This is a genomic window from Paenibacillus sp. Dod16 (genome assembly GCF_049893405.1).
Taxonomy (GTDB): Bacteria; Bacillota; Bacilli; order Paenibacillales; family Paenibacillaceae; genus Paenibacillus_AQ.
In genome coordinates, this window is the sequence record NZ_JBNDYG010000007.1 from 119,396 (window position 1) to 136,918 (window position 17,523).

Annotated in this window: 19 protein-coding genes; all 19 read right to left on the reverse strand. The window is 53.0% G+C overall.

Annotation, left to right across the window (positions count from 1 at the left end; genetic code table 11):
• Window positions 1-149 precede the first annotated feature (149 nt).
• Complete coding sequence (locus ACPV3A_RS08275; RefSeq protein WP_235613143.1) at window positions 150-293, reverse strand: hypothetical protein; 144 nt, start codon at window positions 291-293, stop codon at window positions 150-152.
• A 14-nt stretch (window positions 294-307) separates the two neighbouring features.
• Complete coding sequence (locus ACPV3A_RS08280) at window positions 308-439, reverse strand: hypothetical protein (RefSeq protein WP_426198846.1); 132 nt, start codon at window positions 437-439, stop codon at window positions 308-310.
• A gap of 120 nt (window positions 440-559) precedes the next feature.
• Window positions 560-1,876, reverse strand: a complete 1,317-nt coding sequence (locus tag ACPV3A_RS08285; RefSeq protein WP_426198848.1) for an ABC transporter substrate-binding protein — start codon at window positions 1,874-1,876, stop codon at window positions 560-562.
• Window positions 1,877-2,170: 294 nt separating this feature from the next.
• Entirely contained in the window at window positions 2,171-3,127 is a 957-nt protein-coding gene (locus ACPV3A_RS08290; protein WP_426198850.1) for a glycoside hydrolase family 113, read from the reverse strand.
• Between the two features lie 36 nt (window positions 3,128-3,163).
• Window positions 3,164-3,994, reverse strand: a complete 831-nt coding sequence (locus tag ACPV3A_RS08295) for a carbohydrate ABC transporter permease (protein WP_220686402.1) — start codon at window positions 3,992-3,994, stop codon at window positions 3,164-3,166.
• On the reverse strand, window positions 3,991-4,875 hold the full coding sequence (locus ACPV3A_RS08300; RefSeq protein WP_071221331.1) for a carbohydrate ABC transporter permease: 885 nt from the start codon (window positions 4,873-4,875) through the stop codon (window positions 3,991-3,993). The genes ACPV3A_RS08295 and ACPV3A_RS08300 overlap by 4 nt, the downstream gene beginning before the upstream one ends.
• Before the next feature lie 113 nt (window positions 4,876-4,988).
• Window positions 4,989-6,494 carry a response regulator transcription factor gene (locus tag ACPV3A_RS08305; protein WP_426198853.1) on the reverse strand — a complete coding sequence of 502 codons (1,506 nt, stop codon included), beginning with the start codon at window positions 6,492-6,494 and terminating at the stop codon, window positions 4,989-4,991.
• Entirely contained in the window at window positions 6,487-8,364 is a 1,878-nt protein-coding gene (locus ACPV3A_RS08310) for a sensor histidine kinase (protein ID WP_426198855.1), read from the reverse strand. The genes ACPV3A_RS08305 and ACPV3A_RS08310 overlap by 8 nt, the downstream gene beginning before the upstream one ends.
• Window position 8,365: 1 nt before the next feature.
• Complete coding sequence (locus ACPV3A_RS08315; protein WP_426198857.1) at window positions 8,366-9,424, reverse strand: LacI family DNA-binding transcriptional regulator; 1,059 nt, start codon at window positions 9,422-9,424, stop codon at window positions 8,366-8,368.
• A gap of 250 nt (window positions 9,425-9,674) precedes the next feature.
• The gene (locus tag ACPV3A_RS08320; protein WP_339222046.1) at window positions 9,675-10,808 is read right to left on the reverse strand and encodes an SGNH/GDSL hydrolase family protein; all 1,134 of its coding nucleotides are present in this window, start codon (window positions 10,806-10,808) and stop codon (window positions 9,675-9,677) included.
• 77 nt (window positions 10,809-10,885) lie between these two features.
• Window positions 10,886-12,301 (reverse strand): radical SAM protein, encoded by a 1,416-nt coding sequence (locus tag ACPV3A_RS08325; protein WP_194541143.1) that lies wholly within the window; start codon window positions 12,299-12,301, stop codon window positions 10,886-10,888.
• 17 nt (window positions 12,302-12,318) lie between these two features.
• A complete protein-coding gene (locus tag ACPV3A_RS08330; RefSeq protein ID WP_426198860.1) occupies window positions 12,319-13,107 on the reverse strand; it encodes a prolipoprotein diacylglyceryl transferase family protein in 789 nt (262 codons plus the stop codon).
• A gap of 68 nt (window positions 13,108-13,175) precedes the next feature.
• The gene (locus ACPV3A_RS08335) at window positions 13,176-13,439 is read right to left on the reverse strand and encodes a B-box zinc finger protein (protein WP_216533096.1); all 264 of its coding nucleotides are present in this window, start codon (window positions 13,437-13,439) and stop codon (window positions 13,176-13,178) included.
• A gap of 225 nt (window positions 13,440-13,664) precedes the next feature.
• Window positions 13,665-14,111: a VOC family protein gene (locus ACPV3A_RS08340; RefSeq protein WP_194541140.1), complete on the reverse strand. Its 447-nt coding sequence runs from the start codon at window positions 14,109-14,111 to the stop codon at window positions 13,665-13,667.
• A gap of 79 nt (window positions 14,112-14,190) precedes the next feature.
• Complete coding sequence (locus ACPV3A_RS08345) at window positions 14,191-15,120, reverse strand: sigma-70 family RNA polymerase sigma factor (protein ID WP_426198863.1); 930 nt, start codon at window positions 15,118-15,120, stop codon at window positions 14,191-14,193.
• A complete protein-coding gene (locus ACPV3A_RS08350) occupies window positions 15,117-15,725 on the reverse strand; it encodes a metalloregulator ArsR/SmtB family transcription factor (RefSeq protein WP_426198865.1) in 609 nt (202 codons plus the stop codon). The genes ACPV3A_RS08345 and ACPV3A_RS08350 overlap by 4 nt, the downstream gene beginning before the upstream one ends.
• A 216-nt stretch (window positions 15,726-15,941) precedes the next feature.
• A complete protein-coding gene (locus ACPV3A_RS08355) occupies window positions 15,942-16,130 on the reverse strand; it encodes a hypothetical protein (protein ID WP_074961888.1) in 189 nt (62 codons plus the stop codon).
• Window positions 16,131-16,346: 216 nt separating this feature from the next.
• A complete protein-coding gene (locus ACPV3A_RS08360) occupies window positions 16,347-16,889 on the reverse strand; it encodes a histidine phosphatase family protein (protein WP_426198867.1) in 543 nt (180 codons plus the stop codon).
• Between the two features lie 16 nt (window positions 16,890-16,905).
• Entirely contained in the window at window positions 16,906-17,352 is a 447-nt protein-coding gene (locus ACPV3A_RS08365) for an NUDIX hydrolase (protein ID WP_426198869.1), read from the reverse strand.
• Window positions 17,353-17,523 lie beyond the last annotated feature (171 nt).

Below are 17,523 nucleotides of genomic sequence, written 5' to 3' on the forward strand. Positions count from 1 at the left end.
GAAAGCCGCGCCCCTTCATATTATTCTATAATATCGTCTTAACGCAAGTAGGATGTAACAAATTTGTTAGAACCTATAATAGACTTATGCCATTTTTGGTAAAGATTCCATAGATTCGCGCCTTAAGGCTCATTGGCCTGGCCCAAACGTCACAGATAGCGACCGAGCATCTCCACCACCGAGTCGGCGCACATCCGGTATCCTTCCTGATTCAAGTGAAGGCGGTCATCCGACAAATAACCGCTCAGATCCTCTTTGACCCTGGCATTCAGATCATGAATCGTAATGCCCATCGGCACAAGCGCCTTCACAGCGTATAAAACGAGAAGCGCCCGTTCTCCCCCGGTGCCACGACTTCTGCAAGGCTTGCCAGCCTTTCTCTAACGTAAGGCTCATATCCCTCCCGGATGGAATCGCCCAGCAACAATATCCTCTTCATATATCCGCCTCCTCTTCAATCCATCTATACTCGTAACGAAACGGCCTTATCCTGATCACCTCAGGATAAGGCCGCTCGAGCACGAGCAGCACTACGGCTGAACCTGCTGGTTCCTCCAGATTAATAGCCCAGTGCGGTTTTGGCTTCCTTCCACTTCGCATTCAGCTTGTCGAACGCAGCCTGCAGATCGTCTGCCACAATATATTCCTGAACATAATCGCCAGTACCAATACCGATTTGTGCTTTATTGGCGATTTCGTTAAACTTCGGATCGGTCGCTTCACTCTCGATCAACGTCGGTTTGAACGATTGGAATTCGGCAAGCTGCGAGATGGAGGACTCTGCCGACTTGATGATCGGCATGAAGCCGGAATCTTCCACATAGCCGGATTCCTTCACGAAGAAATCGACCCAAGCCGTGGCAAGCTCTTTGTTCTTGCTATCTTTGCTGACGGCGATGAAATAATCCGAACCGAGCGGTGCGTTGTACTTGCCGCTATTATCATACGGGAGCGGGAAGAAGCCGATGTCCTCCGAAGCTGCTCCTGCGCCGATCACCTGCGGGATTACCCAGTTGCCCAGGAAGTACATCGCCGCTTTGCCGGAAGCCACTTCGCCCTTCGAAATCTCCCAGTTGTTCGTGTACAGGTCTTTCTCTACCCATTCATTCTGCACGAAGGTGCGTCCAATATTCGCAAGGATTCCCCAAGCATTATCCACCTGGAACGGCGCTTCCTCGGCTACCTGCTTCGAGGCGAACTGCGGATCCCCGTTCACGTACCATGCGGAGTTATCCGCCCAGTTGCCCATCGTCCATTGAGCCCCGAAGTTCATGTACAGCGGAATGATGTCCGCCGCTTTCAGCTTCTCCGCAGCCCCGTAGAGCTCATCCAGCGTGGTTGGCACTTTGTCGACGCCCGCAGCCTCGAATGCTTTCTTGTTATACACAATCCCTTGCGTATTCACGCCCGTGGAGATCCCATAGCGTTTCCCTTCGAAGAGGGTATTGTCCGCAAAATAGACATCCTCAAACATCGCATCCGGCAGCGGTTCAAAATACTTGCTGTACTCCGAGGTGGCAAGGCCTGTCGGAATCATCAGCACGTCGCCGGCTTCTCCCGTGGTCAGACGGACCTGAATATCCGTCGCATAGTTCGTCAATCCTTCGAATTCAATTTCGGCCTTCGGATATTTTGCTTTGAATGCTTCCACGTATTTGTCCAGCGTGCCGTCATTCACCAGGTCGGTTCGGTGCGTCAGCACCTTCAGCTTGCCGCCAAGCTCCGTTTTGCCGGATGCCTCGGTCGGCTCGCTGCCTGCGTTATTGCTCGGCGGCGTCTCAGTGCCTGCATTATTCGTTTTATTTCCTCCGCAGGCGGCCAAAATGGATGATACGGTTAAGAGCAGAAGCAGTGCCATCGTGAATCTTTTTTTCATTTCGTCTTCCCCCTGTACTATGAATGTATTACGCTTCCTGTTTTCTCATGAAGCGCTTACTGATATCGCTTACATTCCAAATAATAATCGCTAACACGCCCAAAACAAATGAAGTGTTTTTGTTTTTATTGTCATAAATTATGCTAACATATCACTTTCTTGTTAGGTTCCAGAATATCTCCTTAACTATAGCAAAATCGCACCGCGCGTCTAAAGAAGCAAGCGGTGCGATACCAACCCTATATTCTTAAGCTCAGCTACCTGGCGAACCCGGTAAGTCCAGCCGGTAACTATCTAAACCCGAATTCCGGCAGCATAAAATGTTTTCACCGTCTCCTCGGCCAACTTGCCGTACATGCAATAATCATCGTTCAGGGCCGCTTCCTCCAGACCGTACAGCCGTGCCGGCCAGTCCCACAGCATGTACCCCTGCATCCAATCCCGCTTGGCGCAGGCCGCGAACATTGCTTCATAATACCGCCGCTGCTCCTCCTCCGACGGGCCGCCGGGCAGCGACCAATCGTTCGGGCGGGCCGGGGATCCCTCGCGGCTCGGGCAGCCGGCTTCCATGAAGAAGAACGGCTTGTTCCATCGGCGGACCGTGCCTTCGATCCGGTCCAGCTGCTCCTCCCACTGGTCGATCGGATAATAGCCGCTGGAGGAGATGATATCTACCGCATCCCACCAACCCACGCGCTCCTCCTGATATTTATCGCAGTTATACGTTACCAGCCCGCTATAAACGCTTCGTACMCCGGCAATCAGGGCCCGCCACTCCGCATCCCGCTTGTCGGCCTGCACCATCTCGCAGCCCACGCACAGCATCTCGCAGTGCTCTTCCTCCGCGATTTCGGCATAATGGCGAATGAATTCCCCATAGGAGCGGAACCATTCGGCCCAGCTCGGTTCACCGGGAACCTCTTCGTCGAAGAAGTTAATGTGGGCTCGCCATGTTCCGTTCGCGACGTTCACGACCGGCTTCAAGCATACCTTGAGGCCCAGGCTCTTCGCCTTGCGGATGGCCCATCGCACCTCATCATCCGTCACCGTCGGTTCCTCCCGGAACGGGATTTCCGTCGACTGCGGCGTTGCCTGCACGGCAGACAGCGAAATGGCCACCCAATTTACGTTCATGTCCGCCATGCGTTCCATGGAGAATTCCGCCTCGGGTCCCGTCCAGGAGCCCCGTACGCCGGTCCACCCCCAAGTCATGCCGCATACTTTTTCCGTCCACGTGTTTGTCGAATTCATATATCGAGTCTCCTCTTCTACATCGTCTAGTGTTCGTTATTTGACCGCTCCGTTCGTAACCCCCGCAAAAATATACCGCTGCATGAACAAGAACAACACGACCGTCGGAATGAAAATAATGAGAATGCCTGCCGAGATCACGTTCAGCTGCGCCGCGTTCGGACCGATGAAGGAATAGATCGCGGTAGACACCACCTTCAGGTCCTGACTCGGCATATACAGGTACGGCGTGTAAAAATCGTTGTAGATCGAGATGCTCTTCAGAATGACCAAGGTGGCCGTAGCTGGCGCAAGCAGCGGGAAGATGATGGAACGGTAGATTTTGAACAAGGACGCCCCCTCCAGCATGGCGCTCTCATCCAAATCCCGCGGGATGCTGTTCACGAATTGCAGATAGATGACGATCTGGAGCACGTCGGCTCCTAAGTACAGCAGAATCGGCGCAAACATCGTGTTGTAGGCCCCCAGGCTCTGGATGACGCTGAAGGTAGCCACTTGTGTCGTGACCATCGGGATGACCTGAGCGACCAGATACATGCCCATGATGGCTTTTTTCATCTTGAACTCAAACCGTCCGACGGCATAAGCAACCATGGTGCCAAACAGGATATTGCCGACAACCGAAATGACCAGCACGATCAGGATATTGCGAAAGCCAAGTCCCAAATCCCCGATATCGATTACCCGCTTAAAGTTCTCGAAGTTTAAAAAATTATCCGGTAGACTAAGGCCTGATTGATAATACTCCACCTGGGTCTTGAACGCCCCTACAAAAATGGAGTAAATCGGGAAAAAGACCACGAACAAAGCGACAACCAGCGTGAAATAGTTGAACATCGTAAAGCCGAGCGAGCGTTCCCTTCTCATGATTGCTTCTCCTCTCTGAACAGCAGCTTCCGCTGGATGACAATGAACAGCAGCACGATAATTAGCAACACAACCGCCATCGCCGAAGCCAGTCCAAAGTTCTGATACTTGAACGCCGTATCCACCGTCTTAATGACGAAGGTCGACGTATCGTTCGCCCCGAGCAGCATCACAAACGGAATATCGAACGCTTCGAGCGCGCCCGTCAAGGTAAGGATGAGCATCAGCTCCAGCACGCCCCGGATGCTAGGCAGTGTGATGTAACGGAACTTCTGCCAACCCGATGCCCCGTCAATCGAGGCTGCCTCATACAGGTCGCCCGGAATCGATTGGAGCGCCCCAATAAAAATAACCATGTTCAGTCCCATGTACTTCCACATCGAGATGAACGCCAGGGCAAAATTCACGATCCCCTTATCGCCCAGCCAGCTCTGCTGCAAGGATTCGAGTCCAAGCGCGCCGAGCAGCGTATTCAAAGAGCCGTACTCCATGTGATATACGTTCTTGAACATGATAACCGTGGCCACGCTGTGCAGCACGTACGGCAGGAACAAAGCAACCCGGAAGCCGTTTCTCCCCTTCAGCTTGCTTGTCAGAATGACGGCAAAATAGAGGGCAAACACGACCTGGATGAGGCCCCCGACCAGATAATACAGATTGTTCTTGAGTGAACTGAACACTTCAGGCTTCGTAAAAATTTCGACGTAGTTGTCAAAGCCGATAAAGTTCATATCCCAGCCGAGACCCGACCAGTCCGTCAAGCTGTAATACAACAGCGATAGTGCCGGATAATAAGAGAAGGTCAGTGACAAGAGCACCGGAATGGCAAGGAAACCGAACAGAATAAGATAGCGCTGCGTTTTATAACTGAAATTGAACAATTCCCTTCCTCGCTTTCTGGATGAAATGGTACCGTTTTCAATCATTATAAAAGACAGCGCCCCGAAAAATAATAGACTTTGTTTGCTTTTATTGTCCTCAGTTTAGATAACAGTCACCTAACAAAATCACGGTACTCTTTTGGAGTTTTCCCGGTCATTTTTTTGAATACTTTATTAAAATAAGCCGGGTCCGGGTAGCCCACGCGTTCGCCGACCATATACGTCTTGAGCCCGTGATCCTCCTTCAGCAGCCGCTTGGCATGCTCGATTCGCACGGCGATACAATAGTCGGTAATCGTCTCCCCCGTCTCGGTCTTGAACAGCTTGCTCAAGTAACTCGGGGTCAAATAGACCAGATCGGCGAGGTGCTGCAGCTCTATTTCCTCGGTATAATGCTGCTGAATATAGACTTTGATCGTCTCCACAGCCCGGTGCTCGCTCTTCCCTTGATCCAGAAGCCCGGCAGCCTGCTCAACAGCGATCTTCAGCTGGCCCGCGAAGGAGCGCCAATTCTCGCTGTTCCCCGGCTCCAGGCTCCAATCCACATCCCCTGCTGGAATGCCCCTCAGCTTCATCTCTTCCGCCACATGTGACTCCAGGGCAAAACAAACCTCTCTCAGCTCGGCCCAGCCCGGCTGCAGGGAAGCCGTCTCATCCAGCCATGTCCGCAGCGCCGCCGGCAAGCGCGCATACTCGCCGGCACGCAGTGCCGGAAGCAGCAGCTTATCCAGCGAACGGACAAGACGGTAGCGCTCTTCCTTCTGAACCGGCGGTCTGCCTTCACCCCCACAGCAGCGCCTTTCGTCGCTGTACCAAGCCTGCTCCAGCACGCTCGCGGCTTCCCTATAGGCCTGCGGCAGCCATCGGCTTCCACTGAACACGCCGCTGATGCCTGCCTTCGCCGATGTGCCCGCGGGAAGCTGCTGCAGGAGCATCGCAGCCCATTCCCTTACGATATTCGCATGGCTGGACTCTGCAATGGACACCAGGATCGCCTGCCGTTCCCCTTCGCAGTCGATAATTTTCCGCTCAGCCCCCCAAGCCGATGTCCATTCAAGCAGCCTCTCTTCCACGATTTCCGGGAATGTGCGAAGCAGGATGACCGCATAATATCCGTGGAACAGCGCCTGCTGATCCAGTCGGTCGCAGACTTCCTCGAACAAATGCCCCGGCATTTTTCGCTGATCCGCGCCTAACAGGAAGCTCGCCAGATCGTCCGACTCCAGCTTGCGCTCGTTCTGCTCGCCCTTGACCAGCTCGTCGACGTTCTCCAGCATGCGAAGCAGCTCTTTCATATTGACCGGCTTGAGCAAATACTCCAGGGCTCCCTGCCGCATGGCGGTCCGGGCATATTCGAAATCGTTATAACCGCTCAGCACGGCGAATTTGGTATGGCAGGCCATCTGCTTGATATTCGCCATTAGCTGGAGCCCGTTCATTTGCGGCATTTTGATATCGGTAATGACCAGATCGGGCTGCAGCTCATGCCATTGATCCAGCAGCTCCTGACCGCTTGCGAACGTCCCCACGACGCGGTACTGCTCGCCTGCATCCTGTATGAGCTTGCCCAGCCCTAACCTGATCCGTTCCTCATCATCCACCACTGCAATGTTAAGCATTCGCAAGTCCTCCTGTTCTCGGTTCTTCTGTATGGTCCGCGGGAAATGTAATCCGAACGGAAGTGCCCTGCCCTTCCTCGCTGTCTACGGCAAGGCCGTAAGGTCTGCCGTATCGGAGCTGAAGTCTCTCATGCACATTGCGCAGCCCGACCCCCCGGCCGTCCGTACCTTGAGGCTGCGCCTGATCCAGCACGTGGCGCAGCCTGTCAAGCGCTTCTGCCGACATGCCTAACCCGTCATCCGTCACGGTAAAAACATGGTCCGTGCCATCCATAGCATAGGTAATGGTCAGATGGAGCACGGGTTTGTTCTCGTCAAAGCCATGATTGACGGCATTCTCGATAATCGGTTGAAACAGCAGCTTCATCACCTTAATGGAATTAGCTGCCGGATCTTCCGGCAATGTCAGCATGAACCGCTCGCCGTAACGGTAATTCAGCAGCTCGATGTAGGCTTTGACATGCTCCCACTCGTGCTTCACCTCCACGACCTCGCTGCCGGCATGAATGCTGTAACGGAGCTGCTGGCCTAACAGCTGAACCATATCCCCCACCTCATGATCATCATGAAGGACGGCCGTCATCCGGATCGTCTCCAGCGTGTTGTAGATAAAATGCGGATTGATCTGGTGCTGTAGGCGCTCCAGCTCCGCCTCCTTCTTCCGCTTCTCGATCGTGTAAATATCATCAATAAGCTGTTTGATGCGTGCCATCATCCGGTTGAACGAAACGCCGATCAGCGCTGCCTCGTCACGCCTTCGGACCGGGAACACCACATCCAGCTTGCCGGTCTGCACCTGCTTCATCAGATGGACGATGGACCGCAGCGGTCTTGTCAGCGCATAAATCAGAATCAGGGAAATGATGAGGGCAAAGCTGGTAACGCCGACAGCTGCAGCGATCGTAATTTTGCGGGTCTTAAGGGCATCCTGCATCAGCTGACGCTCCGGCACCGTAATCAGGATCAGCCAGCCCGTCTGCTCGGATTTCCGGTAAACGACCAGCTGCTCCTCCCCGCCAACGTCAAGGCGAAAGCTCCCTTCGGTTCCGGTGGCCTGGGCAAGCGCCTCATTATCGGTCATGCTGCGGGACAAATATTTCTTCTCGCTGTCATAGATTACGGTCCCGTTGTCGTCCAAGATGAAGGTGGTGCCGTGCGTCGTTTCCTCCAGGTCGGTGACAATGTTCTCGATCACGCCGATGTTGGCATCCACCACGATGGTGCCGATGGAATGATACGATTTATCGATAATGTCGCGGACGACCGTGAACATATACTGCTTGCTGCCGGCGGACACGGCAATCTCCTGCGTGCTGACCAGCACGGGCCGGCCGCCGGCCGCCGTGGCGAGCTTGCGCCAGTTGTCATAGTACTGCTGCAGATTCGAGCGGTTCCCGCCGCTTTTGACCACATAGTACGGGTTGCCGAAAAGGTCGAACAGATACACGTTACTCGTGCCTTCCTTTATGTTGTTCATGAAATAGATGCTCCGCTCGACCTTGCGCGTGATCTGGAGCTTCAGCTCGCTCTCGTTCAGGCTCGCCGATTCCTTCGGCTGCCCTTCCGCCTGGTAATGCCGATTCGACAGCTCTAGCCCTGACTGAATTTCGTTGAGGTACGAGGGAATGATCGAAATTTTCATCATATCGGTCACGTAATCGTCCAGCTTGCCCATCATTTTGCTCGACAGTTGGGACACGTAGGCGACCGTATTATTCTCGATGGTGGCCGTATAGCGTTCTGCCGCAAAATACGTGATGAGTCCGATCGGCAGGATGATCAGAAACAAAAAGACCACAAACAGCTTCCGGTCCAGACGCCCGGCCGGCCGCTCCTTCCATAGACGGGCAATGCAGCCGCGCATATTCATCTCAATCGACCTTCTTGGCATAAGCCGTGGATTCGCGGAGGATGAAGTCGCCGGCAAGCAGTATTTTTTCCAGCGGACTATCCGGCTGCTCCACCCGTCTCATCAACATCTCCACCGCCCTGCGTCCGAACGCCTCCTTGTTGACATGGATGGTGCTAAGCGACGGGGTCGCAAAAGCCGCATCCTCAATGTTGTCAAAGCCGGTAACCGAGCAATCGGCAGGCACTTTGGTACCCAGCTTGCCAAGGACCGTCATAATGCAGATGGCAATGGAGTCGTTCGCGCACACAAAAGCGGTCGGCAGTTCATCCATTCGACTTATAATCATCTCCAGCGCCTCCGTCATTTCGGAACGGTTGTCCCCTTCGAAGCTGAGCAGCTCCTCGTTCTGATTCAGCGGGATCCCCTGCTCGCCGAGAACGGAGCGGTACCCTTGATAACGATCGGTGAAGCTGCGCGAAAACCGGACGTTGCCTACAAACTGAAGCTTTCGATGCCCGCACCCCGTCAAGTAATTGGTTACCCGTCTCGTGCACTCCACATTGTTCATGAACAGGGAGTCTGACGGAATCAGCGGATCTTCATGATCGATCAATACGAAGGGGATATCCAGGCTCCGGATTTCGAGGAGCAGCTGCGACGAGATGAATCCGACGCCGATGATGCCTCTCACCCCGCTCGGATTAATCAGGTTCGCAAAGCTGTCCTTGAATTGGTCGGTCACGATGACCATCCCCGTCTCCCTCAGCTCAAGCTCATTTGTGATTCCATCGATAATTCGTCCCCAATACAGGGAATCGCGTGTCTGATAACGGACATTCGGAACGAGCACGATTACGGTCTCCCTTGCGGCAAGGGTGCCGCTGGCTTTAGTTTCGTTTTTCTTGCCTCCGGCCTTCGGCGGCTTGTTGGCAAAATAGCCGAGTTGGGTCGCGACGTTCACGATTTTCTCCCTTGTCTCCAGACTGACGCCGGATTTACCTGAAAGCGCTTTAGAAACTGCGAACTTTGAAAGTCCGAGATGATCGGCAATTTGCTGCATCGTGACTTTTCCTGCCATAAGCTGCACACATCCTTTAGCATAATCGGTTAGTTATTATTTATTAGTTATTTGTTATCATAACATCCCATTTATTAGGCAAACAATCAAAAGTTTTTGAATTAGGCGAGGGCACAGACAAAAGCCCGTTCCAACCAGGAACGGACTTTGTAACTTATTGATTCACCTTATTTACGTTTCATTGCGATAATGAATCTCCATACATACACCTACATACACCGATACGCTAACCTATGGACGGTTAGCTGCCCTATCGCCCTGCTGCAGCGGCTCTATCGCCAATCACTTGCCTTAGCACAGGCTCAAGCCCATCCGCCATCAGCTTGAAGCCAAGGTCGGTCGGATGAACCCCATCAACGGTCGTCTCCCCGGGATCGTCACCTAACCAATCCGATCCATCCACAAATGTTAGGTTATGGTCTCCGTCCTCGGTCAGCTGCCGGATCAGATCCATCTGGAACTTTTTCCGCACCAGCCGTCCTTCGCGAAACTCCGGCATAAACGACTCGGCTCCATGAGGGATGCGGGATACCAGGATGATGGGAACCTGGGGATGGAACTTCCGGTAAGTCTCGATATACTGCGGCAAGGTCTGCCGATAAGCTTCGGTCCCCCCGCAATTCGCCTCATAATCAATCACGAGGCAGGCCGGCTCCGAGATTTGGGCGGCCAGCTCGGCAAGCTCCGGCTCTCCCTTGCCGTTCCCCGAGAAGCCCAGGTTGACAAACTCCAGATGCAGCCTGCGGCTTAAGATATTCGTGTACGACATGCCGGGCCGCGACGCGCATCCTCCTTGGGTGATGGATGTTCCGTATACAATCACTTTTTTGGAAGAATCATAGGATTCCGGCGCCCAGACCTCCGCTTCTGGTTCAAGTCCAATCCATATCTCCTCGACGCCCTGGTATAAAGGCATGTTGAGCAGGAACGAGCGTACTTTGCGGTCCTCGACAGTGACAAGACTGCTCTCATACTCTACCTGACCTGGCTGGAAACGGGCCGTTCCTGCATGTTTCCACTCGCCCGGGCCGCCGATATAAGCATCCACTCCGCACTCCCCCGTTGGCGGCATGTGATACATGCCGGATCCTGCGGTCAGCCGCACGCGGACCGAGACGCTTCGCGAATTCGTGCGGAAGCGGATCTGACCACCTGATGTGCAGTTCGCTAATGCATCCACCTCCGGCCCTATGGGAACATCAGGAACGGTAGGCAGCCTGCGATATTTATGTTCAACGTCGAGCCAGGCAAAGCCCGATACTCGGAACGGCTCCTCCAATGGGGAATACCATAACCGTTCGTCCGCTCCGGCGTTATCAATCTTCATGTTCTGATCCAACTGAAATGGAGACACCTTATCAAATTCAGGGCTATTGTTCTGCACAATGTATCGCCTCCCTATGTAAGCTCGGATCGACTTTTCGTTTCATAGGCATGGAGTGTGCATTGCCTTAGAACGGCTTACCGGTCCCAGGCCGTGGCAACCTCTGCCTTCAGCTCCTTCAGCAGCTCTTCCTTGTCATCCCGGTAGAACATGTTGTAGGTATCGAACGGGATCATCCGTCCGTCGGGATGCATGATGTGGACGCAGGATTTCTTGACGGAGCGGACATCGAAGTTATGGGCATCCAGGAACTGCATGATAATGACCCGGAAGACGTTGTCATAGGTAATCTGCTCCGGTACGGCGGCCAGCGGCAGACAGCAGAGCAGGCTCTTCAGGGAGAGCGCCGAGGATTGCGGCGAATGGCCCGTTGACAGCAGCTCGAACATTTTGCTTCGGATGACCGGATCCTGCTCAAACACAATCGTGTTGCTGTCGCCCTCGAGCAGGATTTCCGGGTCGATCATCCGCGTCAACGGCAGCACTTCCCCGCCCAGCTTCAATGCGTAGCCCATCGCCAGACAATCCGGATGGCAAGGCACCGGCAGAATGTCCGCATCCGTAAACACCTCGGACTGATCGATGATCATCCGCCGGACTTCGCTCACGGTCAGCCGATCGGTTGCCGGATCATACCCCTCCAGCCGGCCTGCGGCCTGAATCGGCTGAATAGTCACGCCGCGCACTGCTTTTTGCTGAAGTCCGTACTGAATAATGTCTCCGATCTCGCCGTCATTGAGGCCTTTCTTCAGCGTGACGACCAGCGTCGTGGATATGTTGAATTCATTCAGATGGTCAATGGCCTGCTGGCGGATGCGCCGCAGGTCGGCCCCTCTCAGCTCCTTCAGCACATGCGCCTCAAAACTGTCGAACTGCAGGTAGATTTCGAAGCCGGGCATATATTCGGCGAGCCTCCGCGCAAAATCGCGGTCCTGGGCAATGCGGATACCGTTCGTGTTCACCATAATATGCTTGATGGGGCGGCTCTTGCACATGTCCAGGATGTCAAAAAAATCCGGATGCGTCGTCGGCTCGCCGCCGCTGATCTGCACGATGTCGGGCTCCCCCTCGTTCTCGACGATCCGGTCGAGCATGAATTCGATCTGTGCAAGCGACCTGTAGGAAGTGCGATGCGGCGACGATTCCGCGAAGCAGATCGGACACTGCAGGTTGCAGTGGTCCGTGATCTCCAGCAGCGTGAGACAGCTGTGCTGCTCATGGTCCGGACAGAGTCCGCAGTCGTAAGGACAGCCGTAACGGATCGGCGTATTCCAGACGAGCGGCATTTCGGACGGCTTGATGAACTTTCGCGTCTGATGGTAATAATCGGCCTCGGTTGCGATCAGCACTTTTTCCGGACCGTGAACGAGGCATCTTTTGAGCATGTAGATCATGCCGTTCTCCTCGATGATCTTGGCTTCCACTTTGCGGTAACAGGTCGTGCATATGCTGTTGGTCAGTTCATGATACAGATAAGGCCGGTTTTTTGGCATAATCAAGACTCCTTTGGTCAGCTTGGAAGTTGGGAACCCGGCATCGATCGGCGAAGCCGGTTTCTGCCGCCGATCAGCCACGCATAATAGATGAGGCCCGCGATGCAGGCTAATTGGATATTGTTCAGTCCCAGGTAAGGATGCGGCGTCGGCTTGATCCAGTCGATCACCAGGCGGAACAGCAGATACCCGGCCATGAACCATTGAAACATCCGCCCGGACACGTAACCCTCGCGAGCGGATCTGCCACGGCTTTGGCGGTACAGCGGAAGCAGCAGCAAGGCCAGCACGATCAGGAACAGGATCTCATACAGCTGAGTCGGGTGGCGATAAACCCCGTCGCCAAAATCCACACCCGTGAACCAGGTCGTCGGCGTACCATAGGTATGGTCATCCAGACCGGTCAGAAAACAGCCGATCCGTCCGAGTCCCAGGCCCAGCATCAGCGGATAAACAAAATCATCGCCCGTGGAATGCTTCCATCCCACCAAGCGCTTCGTCAGCTCAACGCCGATCAACCCGCCCAGAAGACCGCCTACAATCGTCTTGCCTCCCCACAGCAGATGGAATTGGCGCAGCTGTTCCCAGGTGGCGGCCGGATCCTCCAGCCAGAATAGCAGCTTGGAGCCAATGGCCGCGCCGGCAATGATTCCAGCCAGAATCTGCAGGCTCATCAGCTTCGTCATGCCGCTCGGCCTGCGGGTCCATAAATACACGCGGAAGCCGAGAAAGTAGGCCAGCGATTCAAACAGCACGTGCGGATGAATCCGCCAGGAACCCAGGTACACATAAACAGGAAACTCCATCTGTCCACTCCTTGATATCAAAACTTGAATTGGAAAAGCAATCTAACCGGAAATTGGCACGCGTTATTTTAATAAGAAAATAAGATTGCGCCGCAAATCGTCAGCAGCAGCAGCGCAAGGCCGCCCAAAATGGCCAGTATGGAGATGATCACGGTCACCCATACGTTCCTTTGCCGTCCCGGCACGCCGGGAGCGGGGTTCATCTCACCGCAGCGGTAGCGACAGCGGCCTGTCTCCGGATTATGGCATTCCTGACACACTGGCTTCCCGCAGCGAGTGCACTGAGCGACGGCCTCCCTCTCGGGATGGTTCATGCAGCGGTAGAATTCCATCCAATCACCTCACTTGGCATTTAATCCCTATATCCCCTATTGTAAACGTTGCCGGAGAATTAGACTACCACCTACATTTACGACGCTTGTCCCGTGATTATGAGTAACATTAGAGGCGCCAGACCCAGCAGCAAGGATGGCCCCGGCGCTTTAACAACAAAAAAAAGGCAAGCCATCTGCCTTATGAAAGCCAGCGCTTGCCTATCCATTCCATTCTTCTATCCGTCAGCCCGTGGGTGCATCCTGCCAAACATTAAACTTGTTGCCGTCCACATCCTTGAATTTGAACTGCAATCCGCAGGAACCGTGATCAACCAGCGGCTCGACCTCTGCTCCGTTCTCCCGCAGCCGTTTGTGCAGCTCGGTAATGTTCTCGACCTCGAAGGTTAACGAAAACATCTCATAGTTCTCCCCATCCCATTGGTTGGTTACAAAGTTGGCTGTTCGGTTATCGAGCGTTTCCAGCAGGAATAGCCACTGTCCGTCCCCTAGGATCAGGATAGCGCCCGTGTCGTCGCATTTTCTCACAGTAAGGCCAAATAGCTCAGAGTACCATTTTACCGCCAGCGGAAGATTCCTTACCGGGAGATAATTGCAATGAACCTTCTTTAGCAAAGGCTTGTTCACGGATTGGAGCTTGGGCACTTCGTTTAATTGGTTGTCTGTCGTCATCCTATTCACCTCTTGTTTAATGTGGTTTCAATATATAGACGATGGAGCCGGATCAATTCCGTCACGAAGTCCCTATTTTTTATCCATGTTTTTCAATCGCAAGATACTTATTGCCATCGGGATCGTAAAATGCCAGCCATTTGCCGAATACATTATCCTCCCGGATCGGCTCGCTTCTAACCCCCTGTTGATGCAGCCGGTGCCCTAACTGCCCAACGCTCGCTACTTCGAACGTGAGTACTGGCATGCTGGCCGGTGAGTGATGCTGACATTCGAGCAAATACAATTCCTGTCCGGATTCCAGTACCGGATTTCCGTGCCTGCTGGTTTCCAGATGAAAATGCAGGATAAACCATGCGGTCGCCTGCCTCTTATCCGTGACTGGAATATAGAAATGACCGGCTCGCTTAAGGACTTGCTCCAAGACCTGCTGCTCGAAATCCCTCCCCAGACGATGGGTATGGAAATAATGTTCGAAATCACGGGCAAGATGCTGTTTCAAAACTTCTCTGGCACGCCGTATACGGCTTTCAACCGCAGATACCGACATATTAAGGAACTGTCCGATCTCTTTCATGGACCACTCGCTTAAGTAATGCAGGACGACAACGGTTTTACTCTTCTCCTCCAATTCCTGCAAGGCTCCCCAGACGGAGTCATGGATCACATATTGTTCCAGCCATGGCGTGATATTGTCCGATGATAAAGACGTTTCATGCAGCGGGAGCGTTCGCCTGCTTCTTTTGGCAAAATCGAGACTGGTCCGGTGCGCAATCGCATATAACCAGCTGCCAAGCTTGGCAGGATCGTTCAGCGTATGCAGGTTACGGTAACTCTTCAAAAACGCCTCCTGCACGGCATCCTGCGCCTCGTGGAAGTCCCCCAGTACACTGTACGCAACGGATAACAGGGCATTGGAATACTGATGGACAATCATCCGGTAAGCTTCAAAATCCCCCGCTTTAGCATCCTCTATCCGTTGCTCCGATAGCGGCGAATCCTCTTTCATGAGGATAGATCCTCCCACCGTGCCCACATCTCTTGCGGATTGAGCTCATATACCCCATTATCCCTGAACATGAAATGATGCATGATGAACTCCCGGCGAAGAGTCGCAAAGTCCTCATGGTAACCCTGAATAAACTCGTTGATTTCCTTCTCGGTGTACTTACGTCCCTTCTCAAGTCGGGATACCATATGCGTAAGCACGATGAGTTTCTTCTTCAGCTGGGCAGGGATGCTCTTCAGCTTTCTCTCGGAAGTGAAAAAATTCTTCACGACAGCGTCCCTCGTCCGCTGATCGTCTTCCTCCAAGCGCTCCGGAACGCCTGCGGGCCTTACTCTCTGATAGATCAAATTCTCCGTCGCTCTCGCGCTATTTGCGATAAAATAATCATTTAGCGAAAAATAGATCGTGTTCTTATCCCTGCGCTCTTTAATCAGGCTCGCTTCCCGCAGCTTTGCTGCATGGTGCGTAATCGTTGCGGGGGTGACGCCGATCTTCTCGGCCAGCACCTGTCCGTTCAATTCGCCTTCGGCTAACAGGATCAGCATTTTGATTCGCGTCGGGTCTGCAAGCGCCTTATGATAACTAACCACCTTATCCAATTGCATGGATATGTTCACTCCCTACACAATTTGACGAACATCTAATTTATGTTTCATTAAATCAGATATTATCCCATCCGAAATTCAAAGTAAACCTTCAGTAACGCCTGAACTTCACAGAACGTGAAACAGCCCGCTCCATTGTTATAAAGGAGCGGGCTGCTGCATGACTATCGTTTCTCAAGTTTCGTATTCACATGCAGTTAACCGACGAACCGCGTCTTACACGACAGCAGCGTCGACTCTGGACTGATCGGCATTCTGGCATCTCTTGCATACCTTCAACGCCGTGCCGTCCGACTTGTTGGCGACGTAAAGGAGCTTGATGCGAGAAGTGCTGCATACCGGGCATGTGCCGCGGCCACGTGATGGCATACTCCAGAGTGCGCGGCCCCGTTTTGTTTTGGCCATGTTTCGTATCCCCTTTATTTCATAATCTCTCTAATGTTGTTGCGAACCCATGCACACAGCTGGTCTACATTGCGTTTATCCTTTGTTATGAGAATTGTAATCTCCTCAAGGCGAGCAAGCTGGATATCTGTGCAGCTCCATTATAGGGGACGACCTGTCGTCAAATATAGGGAATAAACGCTTATGAATTCTTTTTTACATAAGCGTTTCAAGCCTTCATGAGGTCCATATTCGTTGTATGCCGGGTGCATCTTGCAGAAAGCTAAGATGGTATACATCAGGATTGGACAAGCCCTCCCACTCCCTGAATCCAATTCGGTTGTCGTAATGCTTCAGCAGAAGCGAGATCAGGTTGCCATGCGACACGATGACAGCATTCTGGCTGGAGTTCTGCTGGATCTCCTCCACTACACGAACGGCGCGGTGCATGGCTGTACGACTTGATTCCCCGCCTTCATAACACAACTCCAAATCATCATAAGTTCGGCGAAGCATCTCCCGCCAAGCAGGCTCATTGCGACTCGATAGAATTCTCTCCGTTAATCTCTCATCCATCACGACTTCCACGCCAATGAGATCCGCCAACGGTTTTATTGTATCGCTGGCTCTACGGTAAGGGCTCGAAACAATATGATCAATCCCTTTATCCGAGAGAAACTCCGCAAGTTCAAGCGCTTGCTGAATGCCCTGCCCGGTTAACGGAGCGTCGGCAGCTTGTCCCTCTGCGTTGCAATGCCGCACAATAAATACGTTTTTCATGGAACCAGTGCCTCCTCTACAATCCAATATTAACCTTGAGTCCTTGATAGCTTCCGGACTCGGGAAATCCGTGCTGAACGATCGTCATAAACTTCTCGGTGAACCCGTAGCTTGGTAGATCTGCGATTGGGACCAAGACCACATCACCTATGGGATTGGAGTCGAACTCGTTCGATGGGAGTCGGATCTCCCCCTCTAAGCGTTCCAGCAAAAAAGTAATATGTAACAGGGATGGCGATGAATCTGGTTTATCACATAGATACAGGAGTTTCTTCACTTTGGTGGTCAGCCCGGTTTCCTCTACCATTTCCCGAACCATGGCTTCTTCCAGGGTTTCCCCCTGCTCTACCCTTCCTCCTGGAAGCGACCAGCCACGTTCTGCCGAAACGCTCTGTTTGACCAGTAAAATATGTTCGTCTTCAATCAGGATTCCGGTCACTCTAACCTGCAACAGGTTGCTCATTAACACACCTCCAACTCGTTGGATTCTTCTTATTTTTTACTTTACACGATAAGGACCGTTGTTGATAAGGGGGTACGATGTTTCCGCTGATGAACCAACTTCCATTCACACAGATATTCCAACATTGTTCTCTGAATGCAACTAAGCAACTTTAGTTGTTTTTAACCTATT